This is a genomic window from Candidatus Neomarinimicrobiota bacterium (assembly GCA_021157965.1).
In the GTDB taxonomy this organism is placed as follows: domain Bacteria; phylum Fidelibacterota; class Fidelibacteria; order Fidelibacterales; family Fidelibacteraceae; genus Fidelibacter.
Genome location: JAGGVO010000041.1, coordinates 98,565 through 122,216, shown reverse-complemented (window position 1 = coordinate 122,216; position 23,652 = coordinate 98,565). Strand labels below are relative to the sequence as shown.

16 protein-coding genes and 1 pseudogene are annotated in these 23,652 nt (G+C 46.2%); 9 read left to right on the top strand and 8 right to left on the bottom strand.

Annotated features, from left to right (window positions below):
- Window positions 1-7: 7 nt before the first annotated feature.
- From J7K63_05760 to J7K63_05740, 5 genes are read right to left on the bottom strand one after another with little or no spacing between them, the layout of a single operon-like run.
- Entirely contained in the window at window positions 8-847 is an 840-nt protein-coding gene (locus J7K63_05760; protein ID MCD6234523.1) for a 50S ribosomal protein L11 methyltransferase, read from the bottom strand.
- A 3-nt stretch (window positions 848-850) separates the two neighbouring features.
- Entirely contained in the window at window positions 851-1,759 is a 909-nt protein-coding gene (locus J7K63_05755; GenBank protein ID MCD6234522.1) for a M28 family peptidase, read from the bottom strand.
- The gene (gene sprA / locus J7K63_05750; protein MCD6234521.1) at window positions 1,756-7,881 is read right to left on the bottom strand and encodes a cell surface protein SprA; all 6,126 of its coding nucleotides are present in this window, start codon (window positions 7,879-7,881) and stop codon (window positions 1,756-1,758) included. The genes J7K63_05755 and sprA overlap by 4 nt, the downstream gene beginning before the upstream one ends.
- Before the next feature lie 48 nt (window positions 7,882-7,929).
- On the bottom strand, window positions 7,930-8,532 hold the full coding sequence (rdgB, locus tag J7K63_05745; protein MCD6234520.1) for an RdgB/HAM1 family non-canonical purine NTP pyrophosphatase: 603 nt from the start codon (window positions 8,530-8,532) through the stop codon (window positions 7,930-7,932).
- Window positions 8,533-8,589: 57 nt separating this feature from the next.
- Window positions 8,590-9,963, bottom strand: a complete 1,374-nt coding sequence (locus tag J7K63_05740; GenBank protein ID MCD6234519.1) for an MATE family efflux transporter — start codon at window positions 9,961-9,963, stop codon at window positions 8,590-8,592.
- A gap of 129 nt (window positions 9,964-10,092) precedes the next feature.
- Here J7K63_05740 and J7K63_05735 point away from each other — a divergent pair, with 129 nt between their 5' ends.
- The gene (locus J7K63_05735) at window positions 10,093-11,025 is read left to right on the top strand and encodes a hypothetical protein (GenBank protein ID MCD6234518.1); all 933 of its coding nucleotides are present in this window, start codon (window positions 10,093-10,095) and stop codon (window positions 11,023-11,025) included.
- A complete protein-coding gene (locus J7K63_05730) occupies window positions 11,022-12,191 on the top strand; it encodes a DNA photolyase (protein ID MCD6234517.1) in 1,170 nt (389 codons plus the stop codon). The genes J7K63_05735 and J7K63_05730 overlap by 4 nt, the downstream gene beginning before the upstream one ends.
- Here the strand turns inward: J7K63_05730 and J7K63_05725 are convergent.
- From J7K63_05725 to dnaA, 3 genes and pseudogenes are all read right to left on the bottom strand, one after another.
- Window positions 12,182-12,568, bottom strand: coding sequence for a single-stranded DNA-binding protein (locus J7K63_05725; protein MCD6234516.1), 387 nt, complete (start codon window positions 12,566-12,568; stop codon window positions 12,182-12,184). The two genes, J7K63_05730 and J7K63_05725, sit on opposite strands and share 10 nt — an antisense overlap.
- A 209-nt stretch (window positions 12,569-12,777) precedes the next feature.
- Window positions 12,778-12,921 (bottom strand): annotated as a pseudogene (locus J7K63_05720) (redoxin domain-containing protein).
- A 117-nt stretch (window positions 12,922-13,038) separates the two neighbouring features.
- Window positions 13,039-14,445 (bottom strand): chromosomal replication initiator protein DnaA, encoded by a 1,407-nt coding sequence (gene dnaA / locus J7K63_05715; GenBank protein ID MCD6234515.1) that lies wholly within the window; start codon window positions 14,443-14,445, stop codon window positions 13,039-13,041.
- Window positions 14,446-14,820: 375 nt separating this feature from the next.
- Between dnaA and rpmH the strand changes: the two genes are divergently transcribed.
- From rpmH to J7K63_05680, 7 genes are read left to right on the top strand one after another with little or no spacing between them, the layout of a single operon-like run.
- A complete protein-coding gene (gene rpmH / locus J7K63_05710) occupies window positions 14,821-14,961 on the top strand; it encodes a 50S ribosomal protein L34 (GenBank protein MCD6234514.1) in 141 nt (46 codons plus the stop codon).
- Window positions 14,958-15,293, top strand: a complete 336-nt coding sequence (rnpA, locus tag J7K63_05705) for a ribonuclease P protein component (protein MCD6234513.1) — start codon at window positions 14,958-14,960, stop codon at window positions 15,291-15,293. Before rpmH ends, rnpA begins: the two co-directional genes overlap by 4 nt.
- Complete coding sequence (gene yidD, locus J7K63_05700) at window positions 15,290-15,520, top strand: membrane protein insertion efficiency factor YidD (GenBank protein MCD6234512.1); 231 nt, start codon at window positions 15,290-15,292, stop codon at window positions 15,518-15,520. The genes rnpA and yidD overlap by 4 nt, the downstream gene beginning before the upstream one ends.
- On the top strand, window positions 15,513-17,276 hold the full coding sequence (gene yidC, locus J7K63_05695) for a membrane protein insertase YidC (GenBank protein MCD6234511.1): 1,764 nt from the start codon (window positions 15,513-15,515) through the stop codon (window positions 17,274-17,276). Before yidD ends, yidC begins: the two co-directional genes overlap by 8 nt.
- 4 nt (window positions 17,277-17,280) lie before the next feature.
- On the top strand, window positions 17,281-18,648 hold the full coding sequence (gene mnmE, locus J7K63_05690) for a tRNA uridine-5-carboxymethylaminomethyl(34) synthesis GTPase MnmE (GenBank protein MCD6234510.1): 1,368 nt from the start codon (window positions 17,281-17,283) through the stop codon (window positions 18,646-18,648).
- Between the two features lie 3 nt (window positions 18,649-18,651).
- A complete protein-coding gene (gene mnmG / locus J7K63_05685; GenBank protein MCD6234509.1) occupies window positions 18,652-20,499 on the top strand; it encodes a tRNA uridine-5-carboxymethylaminomethyl(34) synthesis enzyme MnmG in 1,848 nt (615 codons plus the stop codon).
- A gap of 16 nt (window positions 20,500-20,515) precedes the next feature.
- Window positions 20,516-23,644 carry a DEAD/DEAH box helicase gene (locus tag J7K63_05680; GenBank protein ID MCD6234508.1) on the top strand — a complete coding sequence of 1,043 codons (3,129 nt, stop codon included), beginning with the start codon at window positions 20,516-20,518 and terminating at the stop codon, window positions 23,642-23,644.
- Window positions 23,645-23,652 lie beyond the last annotated feature (8 nt).

Sequence of the window (23,652 nt, the reverse complement as noted above, 5' to 3'; positions counted from 1 at the left end):
GAGATTATCATAGCACATTTCGGGTTGCACAGATGGCAAGCCATTCGCCGTCCGTTTGTTTATCGGTCACCCTGTATCCCGCTTCAGATAAAAGACGTTTCAGTTCCTTTTCGTCTTCAATCAACAGTCCGGCTAAAATCAGATGATCCGCTTTTCTGTTGGCAGACAGGGTGGAAAATTTTTCAAGAAGGGGGAATATAACGGGTTTTTGAATATTTATCATAGCCCAATCGCAGGCATAGGTATTCAACTTAAAAACATCGCATACATCCCAGCGGATGGGAGGATTGCCGTTCAGTTCAATATTTTCACGGATATTCGTTTCTATCTGGGGATCCACATCACAGGCAACCACGGGGGATGCTCCCAACAGAGATGCTGCAATAGACAGGATGCCCGATCCGCATCCCAGATCCAGAACCGACTGACCTTGCTTTATATATCTTTGAAGCATCATTAAACTTAATCGCGTGGATTCATGGGTTCCCGTACCGAAAGCAGAACCCGGATTAATGCAGACTACCGATTCTCCCGGGGGAATTTTATCCATGTGCCAGGGGGGCGTAACCCACAAATGTCCAATTTTCCGGGGTTTGAAACCATCAATCCAAGTCAGATTCCAATCCTGATCGGGGACAAATTCCCGTTCAACCTGAACGCCCGGAAAATGGTCTGTCAGGCTTTTCATAAGCTCATCACTGCTTTCCCACGAGTCCCAGATAACAATAGCCGTCGGATTGATTTCCACGGCCTGCAGACGGCCGGTTTCCAGAAAATCCCGCTCCAGGGCTTCATGGATCCAAGTATGGGGCGGCAGACTGATTTTTGCAAAACCTTTTTTCGTCATGTTTTACTCCTGTGCATAGAGCCACATTAAAAGAACGTCCCCAATACATTGCAGACTTTCCGGAGCGCATTTATCCGCAGTATCTTCGTGAGTATGCCAGTAATTCGTTCGTGCGTCAGGGTACTGAAAATCAATGATATCCACGGTTGGAATCCCTCCTTCTGAAAGAGGAACATGGTCGTCATAGACCCCCGGGCCGGGTTTTTGGATGAATACATCCGCATATCCTGCTTTTTTAGCGGCATCCCATATCACCTGTGCAAGTCCGGGTGCAAAACGGAGGGAATACAGCTCATAGAAAATCTGAAGATCTGTATCACCAATCATATCGATCAAAATTCCTTTTTGGGGGATTGGTTCCAGGGGATTCCGGCTATAAAAGCGGCTTCCCTGACAAAATTCTTCCGGGTAATCGGGCCGCCCCATATCCTCCCCGTCCCAAAAGGCAATATCCACACCAACAGGCGGGGGAGATTGTGCAAGGATTTCTGCAATATGGAGCAGAACGGCAACACCGCTGGCTCCGTCGTTGGCGCCTGGAATGGGTTCGTTCCGGCGTATACGGTCTAAATCGGCCACCGGCCGTGTATCAAAATGTGCTGAAAGCATGATTCTTTCAGGATTTCCCGGCTGGAAGCGGTATATCACATTTGTAAGGGAAACGTCATCCGGCCCGTGGGGGTTAAATCCGGTAAACTCTTGTACCACAACCGTATCCGCCCATTTCTCACCTTTTTCCACAAGCCACTGAATGCATGCGGCATGTCCCGGGCTACCCGGATTCCGCGGTCCCATATCTGTTTGGGTGGTGAGATATGAAAAGGCTTTATTTCCGTTAAAAGAGGGTGTAACGGCCGGAAGCAGCTGGCAAGTGAGCAAAAACACGATCAGGGATTGTACACATTGTCTCATCCTCGGATCCTTATATTGACTTTAATTCCAAAATCCCGGGAAATCCGCGTGGGCATTTTGCTCTTCGTTTCACTGTACATAAACCAGGCGGCTCCGTTAATATTCCGTGAAAACTGATAACTGAGTTCCGGTTGAAAAACCCAGCTTTGTCGCCGGTCCATCTCGGCAAATTTCTCCCCTCCACCTCTCCGCTGCAGGGTTTTCTGGTTACTGTATGTAATCGTGGCTGAAACATCCATGGAGTTCTGGAGATTCACACGCTCCATAAAGGGAAGAGGAATAGATAATCCACCCTTGTGGTTATAGGCAAAAGTTAAAGAAGCATTATCGGTAAAGGTTCTTTTGGTATCTGCTTCTGTATTCCGGATGTCCAAACTCCGGGTCCACCGGGTAGTGGAACGCAATCCGTTTTTCAATGCAACTGTCAGACCGATAAGTGGTTGATAATCATGAGTATAGGTTGAACTTTTTTCTTCGTTATTCTGATATTGAACCATCTCCTTGCCTGAATACCGGTGTTCAAGTGTTACATTGGTTGTGTACTTGCTCAGAAATTTCATGGTATTCAGGCCGGTCCACCGCACAGACCATCCCGGCAAAGGGATACCGGACCGCCCCTCGTCACCCAGGGGGAAATAGTTTCGTGTAAATGTTTCTGTCAGATTGACCCCGGCTTCATTAACCGTGGACGACAGGGCAAAATCAAAGGTTGTTGAGATTCGTTTCGTCAACTGATACCCGCTTTGGAGATTCAAATTCCTTGTAATATTCAACCCCCGGTAATTCTGTCCTACCTGATCCAGGGCAATGGAATCGCCAGGCGTATCAGAAAATCCGTAGCGATAAGCCCAGTTTGGGGACTTCTGCTCCGTGCTGTCACCAAGCACTAATCCGTTATGACTCAACCTTCGGGTCTCAGAGGCCCGGATGGATATGGGTGAAAGTTTTTTAACAAAACCGAAGAAAAGTTTTTTGGGCGAAAGGTTGAGGATTTTCTTCTCTTCTTCCGGCTCCTGACGCCCGGTATCCTGCGTTTCCTGTGATCTGGTTGTTCGTTGAGGGCGTCTCCGAGCGGTACTTTTGGCCGATGTGGGGGATTTTCCTTTTTCAGAAAAGATTGAACGGAGATTCAAATTCAGGCTCCCGCTGAGAGAACGGGTATTTCCCACATTGGCATAATTTCGGGACAGGGGCTCGTTTTGTGTAAATGTGGAACCATAGGTAAAACTTGGCTTCAACCAGGATGTGAATTCCGGGGAAAAGGTTGCATTCAGTCCCTCTGTAATGTTCGTTACTTCACCGGGGGCGAATTCTTTCAAAACATCCAGTTTCTGAGTCAGGTAATCGAGGTAGTTTGCATCAGCCGTTCGGTTGTATTTTAATGCGATTTTATCCGTAGGGTTATAATTCAATGTGAACTGCCGTTTCATGATCCAGGTATGATTGGGCACCGTTTCGCCGGACCACGGAGTATTTTTTGAAATATTCTCCGTCGTGCTTATGTCATATTTTATCAGAGAAGGTTTCCAGTATAGGCGACTCTCATTAAAATGCTTTCCGATCAGGGGAAGCCAGGCCAGGTATGGGATACCTTTGCCTTTCTGGAGCTGGGCACTGTATGTCACCCTTCCCTTGTATGTCTGGGCTCTCTTTTCCTGTGTGAAGCGGTCCTTACTGAAGTTATCCGTCATGGTAAAGCTGAGGGATGTCCGGTCAACGGTCCACCGCGTGAGAAAAAAGTCGGATTTGGAATTTTTATTGAAAGATGTCTGAAGGCTTTTTCGGACAGAAGATACAATTAAACTATCGGGGGCATCTGTCAGGAGAATATCACTTCCGGGAGAATATTTGGGAACCCGTTCCACCTCGGACAGCGAGAGTGTCAGGGGGATTCTCAGATTCCATTTTTTAGGCAGCAATTCATGGGTATTAAAAGTATACACTACATCAAAACGCCGTGAATCCTCCAAATTTTGCGTTCCCCTTTCAAAGGGATTTTTCTGGTCCACCTCGTGGAATTCGGCTTCCTGATAAGTGGAATTTACCCGAATAGTTGAAATATTCCCCAGACTCAGATTGGCACTTCCACGGAAAGCAAGTCCTTTTTCCCGTTTCGGATCGCTAACCCGGAGTTCATTAATCCAAATATCTCCTGTGTAATAATCAGGCGAGTCATTGATCACCCCGATAATGAATTGGTCAATACGCGCCAGTGAGGGATCACCCACGACACGGTAGATCCGGCCTGTAGGATTTTGATTTTCATCCAGTTCGTGAAATTCCCGGACTTGTCCATCGGCTGAAATATGATAAGAGAGCGTATCGGGAATCGTGGCCTGATTCAACAGTTTCAGTTGCGTTAAGGTTTTAAAATCCACATTTATCGTATTTCTCTCATCCCATCCGGCATATACCGGTGTCACAATTTCATAATAATCCGTCTCGGATGTCGTACGCCCAAGGCGAAGATAGAAATCCACCTGTTTTTCATCCACGGGATGGCGGTCATCCCCATGAATAAACATTTTAATCCGGTTATAGAGGATATAATTTTCACTTTGATACAATTGTTTACGGGCAGCCGTCATGTGTTTAGGGGGCAAATCTATGTGTTTGAGGGCAAGAGATTGTTCTTTGGAACGGATATTGTAAATTCTGTCCAGTTTCCCCTGAACACCATTCGGGGAATAATATTCAGGGTTATCGTCGGTATTCACAACCGTAATGGAGAAAACATCATCATCCTTTTTAAACTGCGTGGAATCCATGATAGCGGCAACGCCCTTTTCCTGCCATTCATTTCCTACAAGGCCGATAGAAGCAATTTGCACGGTATCCTGTGATGTAACACCGGCAAAGATCAGGCGGACAAACTCAATTTCCGTCATGCTCGGATTGTTCACGGTTTCCAGTGTGTCTGCGAGGGGAATCCGGTATAAACGCCAACCGGTTTTGGGACTTCCGGGAAGGTCAGTAAAGCGGGTTTCGGTCACATAATAGGGGGAACCGGGATCTTCAAGATCCAGCTCATAAATAAAATAATCATTTGAAACATCCAGGCGGCCGTTGTTGTTAATATCTTCCGTATCCGGAATATGCCCCGATTCATCTTCATTTCCTTCGGTCCCGTTTATCCAGCGGTATTCCTCCTTGCCCGGTTCAAACTTGTAATTATCCATCCTGGGGTCCCAGCCAAGAAGGGCTTCCTCTTCATCCGTCAATCCGTTCAAACCAACATTTTCACCGTCATCAATAATGCCGTTCCCTACAACAAATCCGGCTTCCGGTTTATCTTCCGTATCCAGCTTCCCGTTTTGTACCGGTTTCCCATCTGTCACATTCGGTGTAATCTTCAGGTCCTCAGAAATTTTTCCCAGGTCAATTCGTAACACACCTTTTCTGCCTTTTACCCAGATTTCAATATACTTGCTCTGGGATTGGTCAAAAGCACCGGAATAAAGGGATTTCATCATACCCCCCCAGGAATTTTCAGGAACCCAGGGTGACTCATCGGTGATCAGAGAATCGCCGGTAACATTTTCAATGTAAGGGTCAAGAACCATGGTGAGAACGCGTGTTACATCATTCTGCTTGTTGGCACTCACTTCCCGGTTGGGCCAAATACTGTTGGTGGGTACATCGTTATAGGGATTGTACCAGAAAAGGAAACCGGTGTTTGGATATCGGAGCCGGAAAAAGTCATCCACCGGCGGACTTGCCATCCGCCATCCCCGGCGTTCAACCCCCAGCGAGGTGACCCGTTTTGAGCCTTCAAAATCATCAATATTGGCGACTCCGTTCACATCACCGGTTTCTTTATTGGAGATGGTATTGGGGTTGGGGATGATCTGGGCAATTTCTCCCGACAGGTGGATATAACTGTTTCCGCTCGTGTTGATTAAGGGCAACCTGTTCAGTCCCCGGGTTAACCAGTCCAGATCTTTCCGGTATTCCCCGTTGATGTCCCATATCAGATTCCGGTACGGCTCTTCACCGACCCGGACCTGGTCATCAATTGAGGACTTGTTGAAATACATAAAGGTCCCGCCCAGGAAATTCTGCCTTTTATCCCCAAAGCGGTACTCGGCGCGTGTCCCGGCGATGATTTTCTTATCCAGTTGAAACACCTGGCGGGAATTATAGGATATATCCAGTTCTGCATTGGGATTTCGGGCGACATCACTTTTCAGAACAATCCGCCCGGTGAAATAATCAATTTCATAGTCAATACCCCGCACCAGTTTCACCTGGTTAGCCGTGATTTCCTCACTGCCTTCAATAATCATAAAATCTTTCAATTCAATGACTTCGCTGCGATTGCTGTATTTTACCTCAATAAAAAATTTGTGTTCAGTGGCATGGGCGTTGTTGTTTGTGGTGGTATCATACAGAGCCGTGGAGGAAAAATCAGCGGGAAGGTTGGGGTTATATTTTCCGTCAAAACATTCCGGATCCCCGGAGCAGGCAGCTTCTTCAGATGTGAAGGGCCGGATATAGGGGATCATCAGTTCTCCCTCTGTGAGATTGATAAAATTGGCGTTCAAATCCACCTGATCATCATACTGACCGAACACACCGTTTTCATCCTGCCGGTCCAATCCGAACATCCGGATATAGGGTGTGCCGTCTGCATGCCGTTCCTGTGGAGCATTTCCGCCGTCATAATAAATTTTCAGCTCAAAGCCTTCTTCTTCAATATTCCGGGTTCCCAGATAATAGACGTTTTTAAATTCCAGATCCCAGGTGGGATGTCCTGGTCGTGGATTGACGGGTTTTATCAATTTCAGGTTTTTGGGATATTCACCTGTGACAACCAGGTCTCCTTCTGTAATGACCGGATTTGGATCGCCGTCAATTTCCGTTGTATCCCGGTAGGCAACGGCCAAAACGTCTCCTGCATTGACGGATGTCAGCATTTTAAAATACCCCAGGTTTTCATCCAGGATATAATCTTTCCCCTCTTCCATCCGCTTGAAGTAAAAATTCCGTTCCGCCCACGACTGATACCGGGTTGTGTCCCGGGGATCTACCCAGGCCGTCGCCATAAAGGCTCCTTCTTCCTGGGGTTGAACCTGCTTGTAGAGTTCGAACTGTGTAATCCGGCGACGAATCATAAAGCGGGCCTGATCATCCAGGGGATACATATTTTGCCGGTAAAGATCACTAATAAAAAAGTATTTGCGACGAATGTATTCATAATCCTGGATTATTACCGGTTCGCTCTCACTGCCGCCGCCCCACTTTACTTTTTTATTTTGCCCTTCTTCCACCGACGCGATGGCTGTGACATCCAGGGGGCCAAATTTCATCAGTGCTTTTATACCATAAAGCCCTGTAGCGTTTGCCTGTCCTTTGACAAAATTGGTACCCGGGAGGGAGAGGGATATATTGCCGGCTTCAACCTTTTGTATAATTTCATCTTCCTTACCTGTATAGTGGATACGAAGGGTGTTTTCAAAATTAAAATCTCTCTGACTGTCCTGATCCACCTTGATACTTACACGATCGCCCACCCGTCCTTCGATGGTAAAGTTTTGCTCCTGATCCATAATAAAACTGGTGGTTTTAGTCTGCTGATAGCTGGTAACCTGGTTGGATTGGTCCCGTTGAGAGAGTTTTCCGGAAATGCTGATGTTTCCGCTGACACGCAGGGAAACCCGTTGGCCGGCTATATCCGCACCGATGATTTCGATGCTGGTTTCCTGTTTCCCCGCCTGTTTCTGATCAAATCTCGAAGCGATTTCCTTTTGCCAGATTTCCCGTATCTTTGCCGCCTTCATCTCTTCATAAAAACTGTCAAATGAAGCAACGACCGGTTTTCGAATTATGATATCATTTTTAGATTCATATTGTTTGAGAAGCCGGCCGCCGCTGCCGACCTCACGGATAACCCTCAAGCCGGAGATGGAAACGGGAAATGCATAGCGCAACGGCATATCGGGATTAGGTATTAAACGGTCAAAACCTTTGGGTTCAGAATAAATAAGGGGCATAATACCCAACGGTTTCCACTCATAGGTGAACTGTATGTTTGAATCGGGAGATGGTGCCTGGGCCCATAAGACAGATGCGGTGATCAGACTGAGGAGGACCCGGAAAAGCCGTTTTTGTGCCACGATCATTCAATGTCCGGTTTTGTTAACTTTCACAACCTGTAACAAATAGTCTGATCACACCTCCTTGAGTATATGGTTTTCTCTTAAGGCTTTTATCATTTTCAGAAGCGCCTGCCCCCGGTGACTGATGCGGTTTTTCTCGCTGAGAGTCATTTCTGAAAAGGTTTTATTGAAAGGCGGATAATAAAACACGGGGTCATAACCGAATCCCCCTCTCCCCCGGACATCCTCGAGAATTTGTCCCGATACGTCGCCTTCCGTTATGATTTTATTCCTGTCGTCCAGATACACCATAACTGTACGAAAGCGGGCTTCTCTTTGTTCCATGGGGATATGGGCCATTTCCTTCAATAATTTCGCCACGTTATCAGCATAGCTTGCCTGGTCGCCGGCATAGCGGGAGGACATCACGCCCGGAGCACCTTTTAACGCCGGTACTTCCAGCCCTGTATCATCAGCCAGGACGGGCAGTTTCGTATATTGATGGATTCCCCGGGCTTTCTTCAGGGCGTTTTCCTCCAGGGTATCCCCATCTTCGATTATTTCCGGCATCGCCGGAAAATCATCGCAGGTCAAAATAGAAATCTGTTCGCTTTTCAAAACCGCTTTAAGCTCAGAAACCTTATCTCTGTTGTGTGTGGCAAGTACGAGTTTCATTGTGTTCATTTTTTAATGGAGTAAAATATACTATGACTTTAAATAGAACTCAACACATCACATGATGAGCCGTGAACGGCTTTCTTCCAGCCTGTGCAGCCGGTACCGCAACCAGAAAAAAGCAAGAAAGCCTGCCGATACCGACGAAATCATGTTTGAATACCAGATATAATGCAGAGGCTTCTTCAAGTAGAGGACAAAAAAGACGGCAAATAAAATACTGATAAACACAACGCGGAGAGAAGTAATAATCAATCCGGGAAGTCCTTGCCCAAGTCCCTGAAAAACACGTCCGGAAATCATGGATATCACAATAAATGGATAAACGAATACCATCAGACGCGTATATTGGATGGCAATTTTCAGGATTTCCTTTTCGGTGCTGAATATTCTGTAGATATCGGGTGCGCTCAGGTAAAAAAGAAAACCAATGCTAATGGCAATAATAATTCCCCGGAAAATGGCATAATACCAGGTTTCCCGGATTTTTTCATACTCGCCGGCGCCGTAAAACATACCGGCTAAAGTGACCATTCCGCTAGCCATAGACATGATGGGTAAAAAGAAAATCTGATCCAGGTTTCTGGCGATGCCAAAGGCGGCGACAGCTTCACTGCCAAAACGGATAAGCAGGCGGTTAAACACCATTCCTCCCAGGGACATAATGATCATCGCCATCGATGCGGGAATACCGACCCGGAAGATCTCTTTCAACAGTGAAAAAGAAAAATGGAATTCGCTGAACCTGAAGTGGATATAGGATTGTTTACGCTTGAATAAATAGTTAAGGAAAAATAACATCACAATAAACTGGCTTAAAATGGTAGCCAGGGCTGCCCCGCGGATTCCCATATTCAGGGTGAAAATAAAAATAGGATCTAAAACCATATTCAGCAATGTGCCGGTAATCTGAAAACGGATAGGAGTCACCGTATCCCCTTCACCGGATAAAATTGAACGAAAAAAAACATTCATAATATGAAAAATAAAACCCAGCACGATAACAGAAAAATAGTCCACTGCCAGGGGAATGATCTCCGGCGTGGCCCCCAAAAATTCAAAGATTGAATATCTGAGCAAATAGCCTACAACCGAGAGAATAATCCCAAAGACAATTCCCATAAGAACGCCGTGTTCTGCAGAGTTATCGGCATCTTTTTTGGAATTGGCTCCTAAAAAACGGGAAATCACACTGGTAACTCCGGAACCCAGCCCGAAGGTTATTCCAATAGCAAAAAAAAGCAGGGGCATGGTAAAGCCGAGGGCTGCAATGGCTTCACCACCCAGGCGACCGATAAACACCATATCGACAAGGCTGTAGATAGTCTGAACCGACATGCCAAACATAATGGGAATCGAAAGTTTCCAGAGAGCCCTATGGGGATTTTTTATGAAGCCGTTTACTTTTCTTTTCTTTTTGTTACCCAGCACTGTCCTTCCGTTTTTTTTGCCAAAGTGCGTGAATTTAACATCATTATACCGTATTTCTCAGTGCTTTCACTGAAAGTTCCGTTATGACCTTGCGGACTTCTGTGTAAATTCCAATGAAAGGAGCGTTGAATGAAATTAACATACTTGCCTTTAAAACATTTCAAACAAAGTAACACTGATTTCCGATACAGAACCTATCTGAAGGATGAGACCCTGGCGCAAACCATGGTGAAAACCGGTATCTGCGATCCGTTGTATATCACGACAAAAAACAACCATCCTATGATCATTGATGGTTTTAAACGCATCCATGCGTTATCAAAACACTTTCCTTCTTCATTTTCCGTACCGGTTATTCACATTGCGGAGAAGGACTTCACGTGGAGGACTCACCTTGCTCTCATCCTGAAACAGGATGCCCGGGGAACCCTGCCCTTCATTGAAAAGGTGTCCGCATATCTAATGTTGAGAAACATGCATTCACACGCAGATGCTTCCGAAATCATGCAGGCATTGAACCTTCCCGACCGGCCGGATTATCACAAAATATACCTGTGTATGAAAAACCTTCCGCAGAAATGGGCATGTTTCTTTACAGATCACGCGGTTCCGGGGCGCCGGATCAAAGCCATATGCGAGGCTGTGGACCTCCAGGCATGTACATCCCTGCTGAATGTGAATTTTGGTCTGAATCGCCTTGAACAGACTGTGATTATGTTGTCGGAAATCGAGAAACGGGAGGGGGTTTCCACAGGGAAAATCCTCAGGACAATCCTGGATGAATTCAAGGAGGATCAGATCCGGCCGGAAAGCCTGTTCCTGCGCATCCGGGAAAGACGCTACCCCCTGCGAAGCAGATATGAAAAAAAGATTGAAAACTCATTAAAGGCACTGAATTCCCCACGTTTTGTTACAGTGCAAAGCGATAAAAATGGAGAAAGACCCGGAGCTGAAATTTCCGCAACTATCCGAAACGAACAAGAAGCTGATGAATTTTTGTTCTGGTACAAAAAAACAAAGGAATCTTTAAAAAAATTGCTGAAAGAGCGACTCGAATTATGACGGACAGAGACATAAAATCACTGATCATCCTGAACAAGTCCCGTGGTGAGATTCTGAAACATTTCAGGCGTGTTTATGAAGTTGAAAAATCTGTTTCGGCTGAAAAACCTGAAGACCTTCTGCCGGGGAACAAACCGGAAGGGGTGATAAAAAACAAGATTTTGCTGGCGGAAAGCCGCGGTCAGGTATTTAAACCCTGTCCCGGCACATCTGAAAAATACATTTGTTGTAATTACTGGGTTCTGAACCAATCCCTGAATTGTCCCTTCAACTGCAGCTACTGCATACTCCAGTACTATTTAAACAATCCCTATCTCACCGTATTCACCGATACGGAAAAGATGATCGGCCAGATCCGGGAAAGAATGTCACGGGAACCACGGCGCTTTTTCAGAATCGGAACCGGTGAACTGGCAGATAGTCTTGCTCTAAACGAAGAAGGGCACTTTGCCCAGCCATTAATTCGTTTTGCTGCTTATACTCCGAATATGATTCTGGAATTGAAAACAAAATCTGACCGGATTCATTCGCTGTTACATGAAAATCACAAAGGAAAAACCATTCTTGCCTGGTCCATAAATCCCCCGGCAGTCATCCGGGCCGAAGAACATGGAGCTGCGTCACTGCCACGGCGCCTGAAAGCTGTGGAACTGGCAGTAAAAGCCGGCTATAAACTGGCATTTCATTTCGATCCCATCCTCTATTATCCCTCTTGGAAAAAAGATTACGAAAAAACCATTCAGCACCTGTTTAACGTAGCACCTTCATCACGGATTGCCTGGATTTCCATGGGATCTCTTCGCTTTCCACCGGATATGAAAGAAAAAATTCTAAGCCGTTTTCCCGGAACCCACCTTCTGGATGCCGAGATGATAAGAGGCATGGATGGCAAATTGCGATATTTCAAACCTCTGCGCATCCGCCTGTATCAACATATTTTCAAATTACTCAGAAAATATGGCGGTCCGGATGTTTTTATCTATTTTTGTATGGAAGATTCCGAAACCTGGACGGCTGTCACGGGAAAAGCCCCGGGCAGTAATGGAGAACTGGATTACTGGTTTGCCCGCCACCTCTACCATCACTTTCCGGGACTACTTTCCGAACCGCCGCATTTAGAAGATTATCTCTCTTTTAGCACCCCCCGCCACAGGGATCAATTCTGATTCACTTTGCCCGACTCATTTCCATTGTTGTTTTCTCCCCTTTTCCGGGCACCAAGCATCGTAAGGGTTTCTGCAATGACTTCTGTAACAAAGTGTTTACTATTGTCTTTATCCGTCCACTCCCGTGACTGCAGATGTCCTTCTACATAGAGCAACTGTCCTTTTTTCAGGCTTTTGGCGTATTCAGCCAGACTCCGCCAGGCCACAATCCGATGCCAATCCGTCCGTTCCTGAAATTCTCCCTCTTCGTCCCGCCACACAAAATTGGTCGCCAAATTGAATGTAGTGGTCATAATGTCATTGGGAGTATATCGCATTTCAGGCTGATTTCCCAAATAACCAACAAGTATCACCTTGTTCGCAGAATTACGGTTCATAGATGCCTCCTTGCTTCTTTTGTTTTTCTGAAAGAAGTATACACAAGAAGCAGACAAATGTCAATATTATAGTATAATTATAATAAATGTATATAGGCGCTATAGTATTTTAATGTACTTCAAAACCGCCTTAGAATGGCTTTTAACACGGACTTTGGAATAGATTTTAACCAAATTGCCCTTTTTATTGAAGAGAAAGGTTTTTCGGGTCACCCTCTCATATTCACGGCCGTACATTTTTTGGGGTTCCAAGGCTCCATATTTTTCAGGACCTCTTTTTCCGGATCGGAAAGGAGGGAAAAGGGGATATAATACTTTTTGGCAAAGGAGGCATGTGTTGAACCGGGATCCGGGGTTTTATGCCTGTTTTTAAAGTTTCCATATTATCTCTTTCTTTTTATCATGAAAAAATACCCTGAGAAAACTAAAAAAACCAAACATTACACATTATTCCATAATGAATCCGGAGTTTATCCGGCCGTCAGATCGATTTGATGGCGGATAGCATCAATTTCCCGGGAAAAATCTTTGTTCTCGCGAATTTTCTTTCCAATCACATTGCAGGCATGCATGACCGTTGTATGATCCCTGCGGCCCAGGCGCAGACCAATGGTTTTTAATGACATTCCGCTTATCTCGCGACTCAGGAACATGATAACCTGCCGCGCCAGGGCGACTTCCCGTTTCCGGCCCTTGCCCATAAGCTCATTTTCAGTCACTTTGTAATAATCTGATACAGCGCGTTGAATAATATCAATAGAAATATGGCGTGTTTTCCTGACGCCCAGAATATCTTTGATCACTTTCTTTGCCAGGTTGATGGTCACATCCGTATGAGCAAGAGAACTATAGGCAAAAATCCGGGTCATGGCCCCTTCCAGTTCACGGACATTGGTTGTGATATTCTGAGCCACAAATTCTATCACTTCCGGGGGAATCGCCACCTGATCTATATCCGCCTTTTTCTGGAGGATAGCAATACGGGATTCAAAATCCGGAGGTTGAATATCCACAGTTAAACCGGACAAAAATCTGGAAATCAACCGTTCTTCCACGCCTTTCAACTCCTTCGGGGTCCTGTCCGATGTAATGACAATTTGCCTTCCTCTCTGATACAAGTCGTTGAACGTGTGAAAAAATTGTTCCTGTGTCCCTTCACGGGATTCCAGGAACTGTATGTCATCCACCAGCAAAAGGTCTGCTTTTCGGTAGATATTGCCAAATTCGTTCAGACGGTTATTCCGAATGGCTGTGATAAAATCCACCATAAACTTTTCACTAGACACATAAATAACCCGCCTGTTGGGATTCCGGGTCCGTGCATAATGGCCGATGGCCTGTAAAAGATGGGTTTTCCCCAGGCCCGTACCACCATAAATCAACAGGGGGTTGAAGGCAGTATTTCCCGGTGCTTCCGCAACAGCCCTGCTGGCAACCTTCGCAAACTGATTATGCGGTCCCTCCACAAAAGTTTCAAAAGTATATCTTCCATTCAGTTGACTATATCTATCCTCAATATAGTACTCCCGCGGCGGGAGACTGTCCTTGTCGTTCCGATCGCTTATTTTTTCCCGGGTTGACGGGTCCCGCCGGGACGGATTCTCGGAAACAAAATTTTTCGCTGTGTTTTCTGCAATAATAAACTGTACTAATAACTCCCGGCCAAAGACTGATTTGATACTTTTCTTTAAAACATCCCTATAATGCATTTCCACATATTCGGAATGAAAACGGCTCGGCGCTGAAATGCGGAGAGCCCGCTCGTTGAAGTACACGGGATTTAAGGGTAAAAACCAGGATGTAAAGCTGTGTGAAGGAATAAACTTTTGCAGATCTTCCAAGAGGGCATCCCACTTTTTAAGCATTTCAGAATCCATCTTATCCACAATTGCGAAGGTATAATATATATGCAGCTTCTAAGTTATCCACACCCATTATTTGAGAGAAGAAGGGGGGCAAAATTCCCTTAACATCCTTATAATCAGCCTGTTCCGTTTTTATCCTCCTCACACACCCAAAGAAAGGGACTCTGGCGCATTTTAGATATCCACATGTTGTCCACATTAATTCCAATCTGCGCCAAGTGAAGTTTGCAAATTGAGACGGCAATGTCAAGAGGCTTTTTGAGAAAATCATAAATTCATTATAAAACATGGCTGTTATTTTTATTCGTAAATATTTGATAATGACGGACAATTTTTGGAAATTAATAAGTTGTAAATCAAAAAAACGGAAAATGAAGGAGATTTCCCTTGAAAAGAACATTTCAACCCAGCAACAGACGGCGCAAAAATAAACACGGTTTTCGCTCACGCATGGAAACACGGGGAGGGCGGGCCGTACTCTCGCGGCGCCGCGCCAAGGGACGGAAGCGTCTGTCGGTCTCTTCGTGAGCCCTTTCCTGAAAAAAAAAGCCGTTTTAAGGGACAGGACTACCATTCAAGTGCTTTTTGAAAGGGGACGCTGGAAAAGCTGTCCCTTCTTTCATGTGGTATATTCTCCCAATGCCGGAGAAAAGCACTATCTTTTCGGCACCCTAAAAACAATCCGGGGAGCTGTCCGGCGGAACAGGGCGCGACGTGTACTGAAAGAAGCCGTCCGTCTGAATCAGGATATCATACCCGCCGGTTATGATTACGGTTTCATTGCAAAGATAGTTCCGGAAAAGGGAACAACGCACCAGGTTGAAAAATATCTAAAACAAATGGTGGTCCAGATCAAATGAAATATCTGATACTGAAAGGCATTCGCTTTTATCAGAATTTTGTTTCCCCATATTTTGCACCTTCCTGCCGCTTTTCTCCCACCTGTTCATGCTATACTTATACGGCAATAGAGCGGTACGGGGTTTTCAGGGGCGGCAAAATGGCTTTATTCAGAATTTTTAAATGTCATCCCTTTCATCCCGGAGGATATGATCCGGTACCGGAAAAGGAGAAAAACAGTGCTTGACAAAAATACGGTGGTCGCTTTTATTCTCATCGCTTTAATTATGATTTTTATGCCTTTTTATCAAAAGCAATTTGTCGGAGAACGGGAACCTGTTCCCGAGATATCCCGGACGGAAATCGCTCAGAATCCGGCAGAGGGCGAAGAGACTGAATTTACAGAAACCCAAATCCTGTCGGAGTCCGGTGACAATCCGGAAAACAAGATAGCGGCAGAAACAAGCGCCGAGGAAAAAGAGCTGGTAATTTCTACAGAAACTTATTTTTTAACCCTTTCAAACCGGGGAGGCGGAACCATCACCCAGTTCTGCTTTAAAGAATACCAGAACTTCCGTGGAAACCGGGTTCATCTTTTAAAGCCCGGGGCCGGTGGAAATCTGGGGATGGAATTTCCCCTATCCGACACGGAAACCCTTTCATTTAATGATATCCCTTTCTACTCGGCCGTCTTTGAACGGTATTCTAACCTGGACACCCTTTATGTTAACCGGCCCTTGAACCTCACATTTACATTAAAAACGAAAGAAAACCAGGAAATTGTTCGCACTTTTACCTTTCCCCCGGATGGTTATGCTTTTGACCTTGATGTCGTTTTAAAGAATTGGAGCGCCCTTGCCCCCAATATGATATATACCATAAACTGGTATGACGGCTTTGCCATTACCGAGAAAAATGTAGCCGACGATTTAAATTATTCTTACGTCTACAGCAAGGCTGGTGAAGAATTAACCAACCTTCAATTAAAGGAAAAAGAACAAAGTATCAGAACGGACGGGGATGCCCGATGGGTTGCCCTGCGGTCTAAATATTTTCTGGCATCTATTGTTGCCGAATCCGGGCCAGGCATTCGGACAGAAATTTGTGGGACGCGAAGCAAAACAGAGCGTTTTTTCAATGCCCGCCTTTTCATGCGCCTGCCCGCAAGGAATATGCATGAAGATCAATACAAGATTGTGATTGCACCACTGGACGAAAGTTATCTTACATCTCTCGGATACGGCCATGAGCTTGTGATGAACTGGGGATGGAAACTCATCAAACCCATCTCTGTGGGAATCCTAAAACTTCTTAAATTCATGCGAAAATTCATTCCGAATTATGGTATAGTACTTTTGTTTTTTTCTTTCCTGATAAAAATCATCCTCTACCCATTGACCCATAAAAGCTACGAATCCATGAAGCGAATGCAGGAGCTTCAGCCCTTGTTGGCCGAATTGAAGGAAAAACACGCCAACAACCCTCAGGCTCTGAACCAGGAAACGATGAAACTATACAAGGAATATGGCGTGAATCCTCTTGGCGGATGTCTTCCCATGCTTTTCCAGATGCCGTTGCTCTACGCCTTGTTCATCGTCTTCCGCACAACCATTGAGCTTCGGGGGGCTTCTTTTATCTGGTGGATCAAAGATTTAAGCACACCAGATGTTATCTTTACTTTGCCTTTTTCAATACCACTCTATGGAGACGGAGTTGCTGTTCTTCCGATCGTTATGGCTCTGACAATGATTCTCCAGCAAAAAATGACCGGGGCGAGCCAGGCCAACCAGCAGCAGAAAATCATGATGTGGTTTATGCCCATTTTCTTTCTGTTGATTTTTAACAATTTTCCCTCCGGTCTGAATTTGTACTACACTGTTTTTAATTTGCTGACTATTCTCCAGCAGAAACTCTTCATCAATCCCTCGGTTCATGCGAAACTGGCGGAACAGCGGGAGAAAATGAACGCCAGACAGAAAAAGACAAAAAAGAAAAAGAAATAGGGGTATGGCGGGGTATGAAGGAACAATTGCCGCACTTTCAACACCGGAAGGCGTCGGCGGCATTGCAGTTGTCCGTGTGTCCGGACCGGATGCCCTGAACATCCTAAAACCCTGTTTGTCCCGAACACCGGGGGAACCCTTACGTGCCACCCATACGACCTTTACCAATCCGAAAGACAAGAATTTCATAGATGATGTAATTGTCACATATTTCAAATCCCCCCGTTCCTATACGGGCGAAGATCTTGTTGAAATCTCGTGCCATGGCGGACGGATTATCCCGGGTCTTATTCTGGAAGTTCTTTATGCACAGGGTGCCCGTCCTGCACTGCCTGGCGAATTTACGCGTCGTGCATTTATTAACGGAAAAATGGATCTCGCCCAGGCGGAAGCTGTGGCCGATATGATTCACGCAGAAACGGAAAAGAGCCTGAAATCGGCGCGCGTCCTTCTTAAGGGCCGCTTATCCCGGGAGCTGGAAGAGATTAGTTTTCTTCTTTTAGATGCCGCCTCGCTACTGGAAATCGGCCTGGATTTCAGTGACCAGGACATTGAAACCATTGACCCGGAAGAAATTCGTGACCGGATTGGGCGGGGACTGAAACACATTGGGGCTCTGATTGCCAGTTATCAGACGGGCCGCATTTTACATGACGGGGCTCGTATCCCCATTATTGGGAAGCCTAATGCCGGTAAATCAAGTTTACTCAATGCCATTCTCAAAGAAGAACGGGTTATAACATCCGATATTCCGGGGACAACCCGGGATTACATAGAAGAGCGAATAAACCATTCGGGATATCTGCTTCGGCTCTTTGATACGGCCGGTTTGCGGGACACCCGGGATTTCATAGAGCTTGCGGGGCTTGAAAAAACCAAAAAATTGATGAAAGACGCCGACCTGATTCTTATGATCACCGAATTCCCGGAAGAGGTTCCGGATATAGCAGCCTATCTTAAAACTATGGACACTCCGGGGCTCATCGTCCTGAATAAAATCGACCGGGTGCCTGAAAAAAAGGTCCGGGAAGCCTTATCTCATTCAACGCCGAACCTGCCGGTCATTGCCGTCAGTGCCTTAAAAGACATCCACATTACGGTTCTCATGGACCGAATCCTGGATCTTCTGAAAACGCATTATGTCCTTAACACAGAATCCGTTATGATATCACATTTACGGCATCAGAATCATTTAAAAAGGGCCCGGAAAGCACTTTTAAATGCCCAAAAGGCCCTTGAAGACAATCTGCCCCCTGAATTTATCGCCATGGATATACGGGATGCCATGAGTGCCCTTGATGACATTACAGGTAAAACAACTTCGCCAGAGATATTGAATCACATTTTCAGCCGTTTTTGTATTGGAAAATAAATGATGTTTCACGTGAAACGCCCTTTAGATGAATTTGACGTAATCGTGGTCGGCGGCGGTCATGCCGGTGTGGAGGCCGCTCTTGCGGCTGCCAGGCTTCGGAAAAAGACAGCCTTGGTCACCCTGTCGCTGAACAGCATTGCCCGCATGAGTTGCAATCCCTCCATTGGCGGACTGGCCAAGGGGCACCTGGTTCGTGAACTGGATGTTCTTGGCGGTGAAATGGGCCGAGCGATAGACCAGACCGGAATTCAGTTCAAAATGCTGAACCGTTCCAAGGGGCGGGCTGTGTGGTCCCCCAGAGCCCAGGCAGACAAACGCCGGTATGCCGATTATATGCAGAAAACCCTTTTAAGCACTGAAAGTCTTTACATCATCGAGGGTGAAGGCTACCGCTTGTTGTTTTCTGGCTCCTCGGTCCGCGGCCTTCAGCTCAAAGACGGTCGCAATGTCCCCGGAAAAACCGTCATTCTCACTAACGGCACTTTTTTAAACGGGCTGATTCATATCGGACCGGTGCAAATTTCTGCCGGGCGCTATGGTGAGCTCCCCTCTACAGGACTCAGTGACCAACTGAAAGCGGAAGGGTTTGTGGTAAAACGCCTTAAAACGGGAACCCCGTCCCGTATAACCCGACGCTCCATCAATTTTTCACGCATGACACCTCAGTACGGCGACCAGGATCCGGAACCCTTTTCTTATGCCACAACCCATTTTCATCCCAAAGATATCCCCTGCTACCTGACCCACACAAGAGAGAAAACCCACGATATTCTGCGGTCCGCACTTCATCGTTCCCCTCTCTATGCCGGAGATATCCGGGGAACCGGTCCACGTTACTGTCCATCCATCGAGGATAAAATCGTCCGGTTTCACGAAAAGCCCTCTCACCAGCTCTTCATTGAACCGGAATGGGAGGGCTCGGAACAGTGGTATATTAACGGCTTCAGCTCGTCCCTCCCCATAGATATTCAGTTTAAGGCTCTGAGAACCGTCCCCGGACTGGAAAAGGCGGAATTTATCAAACCCGGCTATGCCATCGAATATGATTATTTCCCATCCTATCAGCTTCGGCATTCCTTGGAAACAAAAGATGTGTCGGGCCTATATTTTGCCGGACAAATCAATGGGACAAGCGGATACGAGGAAGCGGCGGTCCAGGGGTTTATGGCGGCTGTAAATGCCAGCCGTTCGCTGGATGGACTTGAACCGTTGATTTTTTCCCGTGCTGACGCCTACATTGGTGTTCTTATTGATGATTTGATTACCAAAGAAACCGACGAACCATACCGGATGTTTACCAGTCTCGCCGAATACCGCCTTATCCTCCGGGCAGACAATGCCGACCATCGCCTGTATCAGGCTGCCCAAAATATAGGAATACAATCTCAGGAAATGATCGAACGGTTTAAAACCTCGGTACGGGAGCGAAACCACATCAAAGATTTCTTTAAATTCAATGCGTATCCCAAAGACGCGTCGCGGCCTCTCTCGCCAACCCGAACCGAACGATATGACCGCCTGATCAAAAAACACCTTCTCCGCCAGGAACATCTTCGGGCTTTACACCGGGAACTCTTTTCTGAATATCAGTTTCACAGCCTGGATCAGGCCTTCATTGAAATCCTCTATGAAGGATATGTCCGGAGACAGGAACAAATGGTGAAAAAAATGAGGCTGCTGGAAGAGAAAAATATCCCCGAACATTTCGATTACGACAAAGTTAAATCCCTTTCAAATGAGGGCCGGGAAAAACTAAAACGTTTTCGACCCGAAACCCTGGGACAAGCCGGCAGGATCCGGGGAGTATCTCCGTCAGATATTCAGATTCTCCTTGTTTATTTGACCTGATGTTTCACGTGAAACCATGGATAAGACTCTGATAAATACATTCCGGAAAACACCGTCCTATACGGCGCTGTTGAACCGCTTGATTCATGATAAACAAATACGAGCAGAATCTCAGATTACCTCATTTATTGCCTTACTTTCTCGGGCTTTTCTGGAGGATGGCCTCTTTCCGGTTTTACTTGTCGATACCGAACGGAAATCTGAAAAAATGCTGGAAGCCTGCCTTTCCTTTTTCCCCGAAGAGACCGTTGCCTGGCTCCCTTTTTATGATTACGGCACGGAACTCTATAACACCGCCCGTTTTGAAAATCATTTTGCCCACTACGCTTCTCTTCTTACCCAAAACAAGCTCTCCTGCATTATCACCTCTCCAGATCTCCTGAAACACTCTGTACAAAATCCCGCCGCTCCCACGATTCCAAGTCTCTCGCTGTTTGAAGACCAATCTGTTTCTTTTAGCTGGCTTGTCCACCGCCTGTCAAAGATGGGATATGAACGGACCGAGCTGGTGGAACATCCTGGAGAATTCTGCGTCCGTGGCGGTATCGTCGATGTGTATCCCTACGGCTCACCCTTACCTTGCAGGCTGGAATTTTTTGGAGATACGCTTGAATCAATCCGTGCTTTCAATCCCGATTCCCAACTCTCTGTCAAAGAGGAAAAACACCTTCGGCTTTTTCCCTCTTCTGCTTCCTTTTCTCCCCGCTCCCCCTTTGTCACCCAATTGACCGAAAAGTGCGTTCTCATGAATTTTTCTGCCCTGCCTTTCCTCCAAAAATATTCCCTTTTATCCATTACCTTTTCATCCGTTTCAGATGAAGAATCCTTTAAGGTTCTTTCCCTGCCACCCTTTCTGGCCGATCTGTCACGCGATTCTAAAATCCTCCAATTTGTTCAGAACCTGAATACTGTTTACATCTTCTGGCAAAGCACACTTTTGAAAGATCAGTTGAAAGATCTTCTCGAGTCTGAAAACAACGTCCGCTTCATTCGCGGAAGTCTTCCTGATTCTTTTCTTTTAAAAGATATCAGAGCTGCTTTTATTAACGATAATTATTTTTTTCAGAAAGAACATCTTTTCAACCCCGACGCACCCTTTATTCCCGATGTGGAACGGGTGCCCCGGCGGGATGTTCTGAAGTACGGAGACGCCGTGATCCATGTGGATTATGGTATCGGTATTTACCTTGGTACCCGCTTTGCCGACGGGGATGAACAGTTAATTCTTGAGTACGACCATGAAGACCGGGTCTATCTGCCGGTAAGACACATTGACAAAATTTACCGCTTCTCGGAGGCTCACGCACATCCGCCACGTCCCGACTCCCTTAAACGGAAAACATGGGAACCTAAAAAACAGCGGGTCAAAAAAAGCGTGGTTCACATGGCGGATGAACTGCTGAAGTTGTACCGTAAAAGAGTCTCCAAACAGGGATTCGCCATGGAAGGTGAGCCGGCTTCAGAGAGTGAGTTGACCCTTTCCTTTCCCTGGTCTGAAACCCGCGATCAGGACTTTGCCATAAAAACAGTTAAAGAAGACATGGCAAAACCCGTCATTATGGATCGGTTGATCTGCGGCGATGTCGGCTTCGGAAAAACAGAAGTGGCAATCCGGGCGGCTTTCAGGGCTGTTATTTCAGGTTATCAGGTTGCCGTCCTGGTGCCCACAACCATTCTATCCATCCAGCATTACGAAACTTTTCGGGAGCGCCTTTCACCCATGGGCGTGTCTGTCGATATCCTGAATCGCTTTCGTACAGAACGGGAATTTAAAACCATTCGCGAATCCGTTGTTCAAGGCAAGACTGATATTCTTATCGGAACACACCGAATCCTTTCTAATAAATTGTTTTTTAATAATTTAGGGCTTCTTATCATAGACGAAGAACATCGCTTTGGGGTCCGGCATAAAGAGAAAATTCAATCGATAAGAGCCAACGTGGATGTTCTGGCCCTGAGCGCCACCCCAATTCCCCGAACGCTTCAGCTTTCCCTGTCCGGAATCAGGGACATTCTCCGCATTGACACACCGCCCAAGGAACGGATACCCATCTATACAAAAATCATTCACTGGGATTCGGCTCTCATCCGGCAGGTCCTCCGGGATGAACTTAAAAGGGGCGGACAAATCCTTGTGGTGGAAAACAATATTCGCGAACTGGCGGCACTTACCCGCAATCTGGAGTTGCTGGTTCCCGAGGCAAAAATCCGTTTTGCCCATGGACAATTAACCGGCAAAACCCTTGAAAACCAGCTGATTGACTTCCATCACCACAAGTATGATATCCTTGTAAGTACAACCATCATCGAATCGGGAATCGACATCCCCAATGCCAATACGCTGATTGTCATGAATGCACACCGCTTTGGCTTATCTCAGCTGTATCAACTTCGCGGGCGGGTCGGGCGTTCTTTTCGAAAAGCTTATGCGTATCTGGTCATTCCACGGCACCGACACATCAACACGGAAGCCATGCAGCGGTTAAAGGCCTTGGAATACTATACCGATCTGGGATCCGGCTATCATATTGCCTTGCGGGATCTCGAGCTGCGGGGGGCCGGAAATCTCTTTGGAACGGAACAAAGCGGACACATCGACCAAGTGGGGTACAGTTATTTCATGAAATTGCTCACAGATGAAATTGAATTGCGAACGCGGCGCAAATCTCCCCTTAAAACACAACCTGACATCTCTCTGCCCATTCGGGCTTTTCTGCCGGAGACATACATTCCTTCGGGCACAATCCGACTGGAGTTGTATCAATCCGTTGCCGCCGCTGAAAATTCAGAAGATCTTCGAATGCTTCACAAAGAGCTGACAGACCGCTTCGGCCCGCCTCCAAGGGAAGCCGTAAACCTCCTTCAACTCAGAAGTCTGTACCTTCTTGCCCGGCGCCTGGGTATAGTGGCAATTACACAACACCATAAATACACAAGTCTGGTTTTCAATCCCGACATTCCCCACGAAACACTTCAAAAGATTGCCCTCGCTATCATCCCCCATCTTAAAGATCTCAACATTTCCCACTCATTTCATACAAAGGGGAACTTTTCTGTCCGCATTTATTTGGATAATGGGAAAGAACCGGAGGTCCTGAAAATGCTGTTGGAATCGGTAACGAATAAAAATAAATTTGAGTTTTAAAATACGGG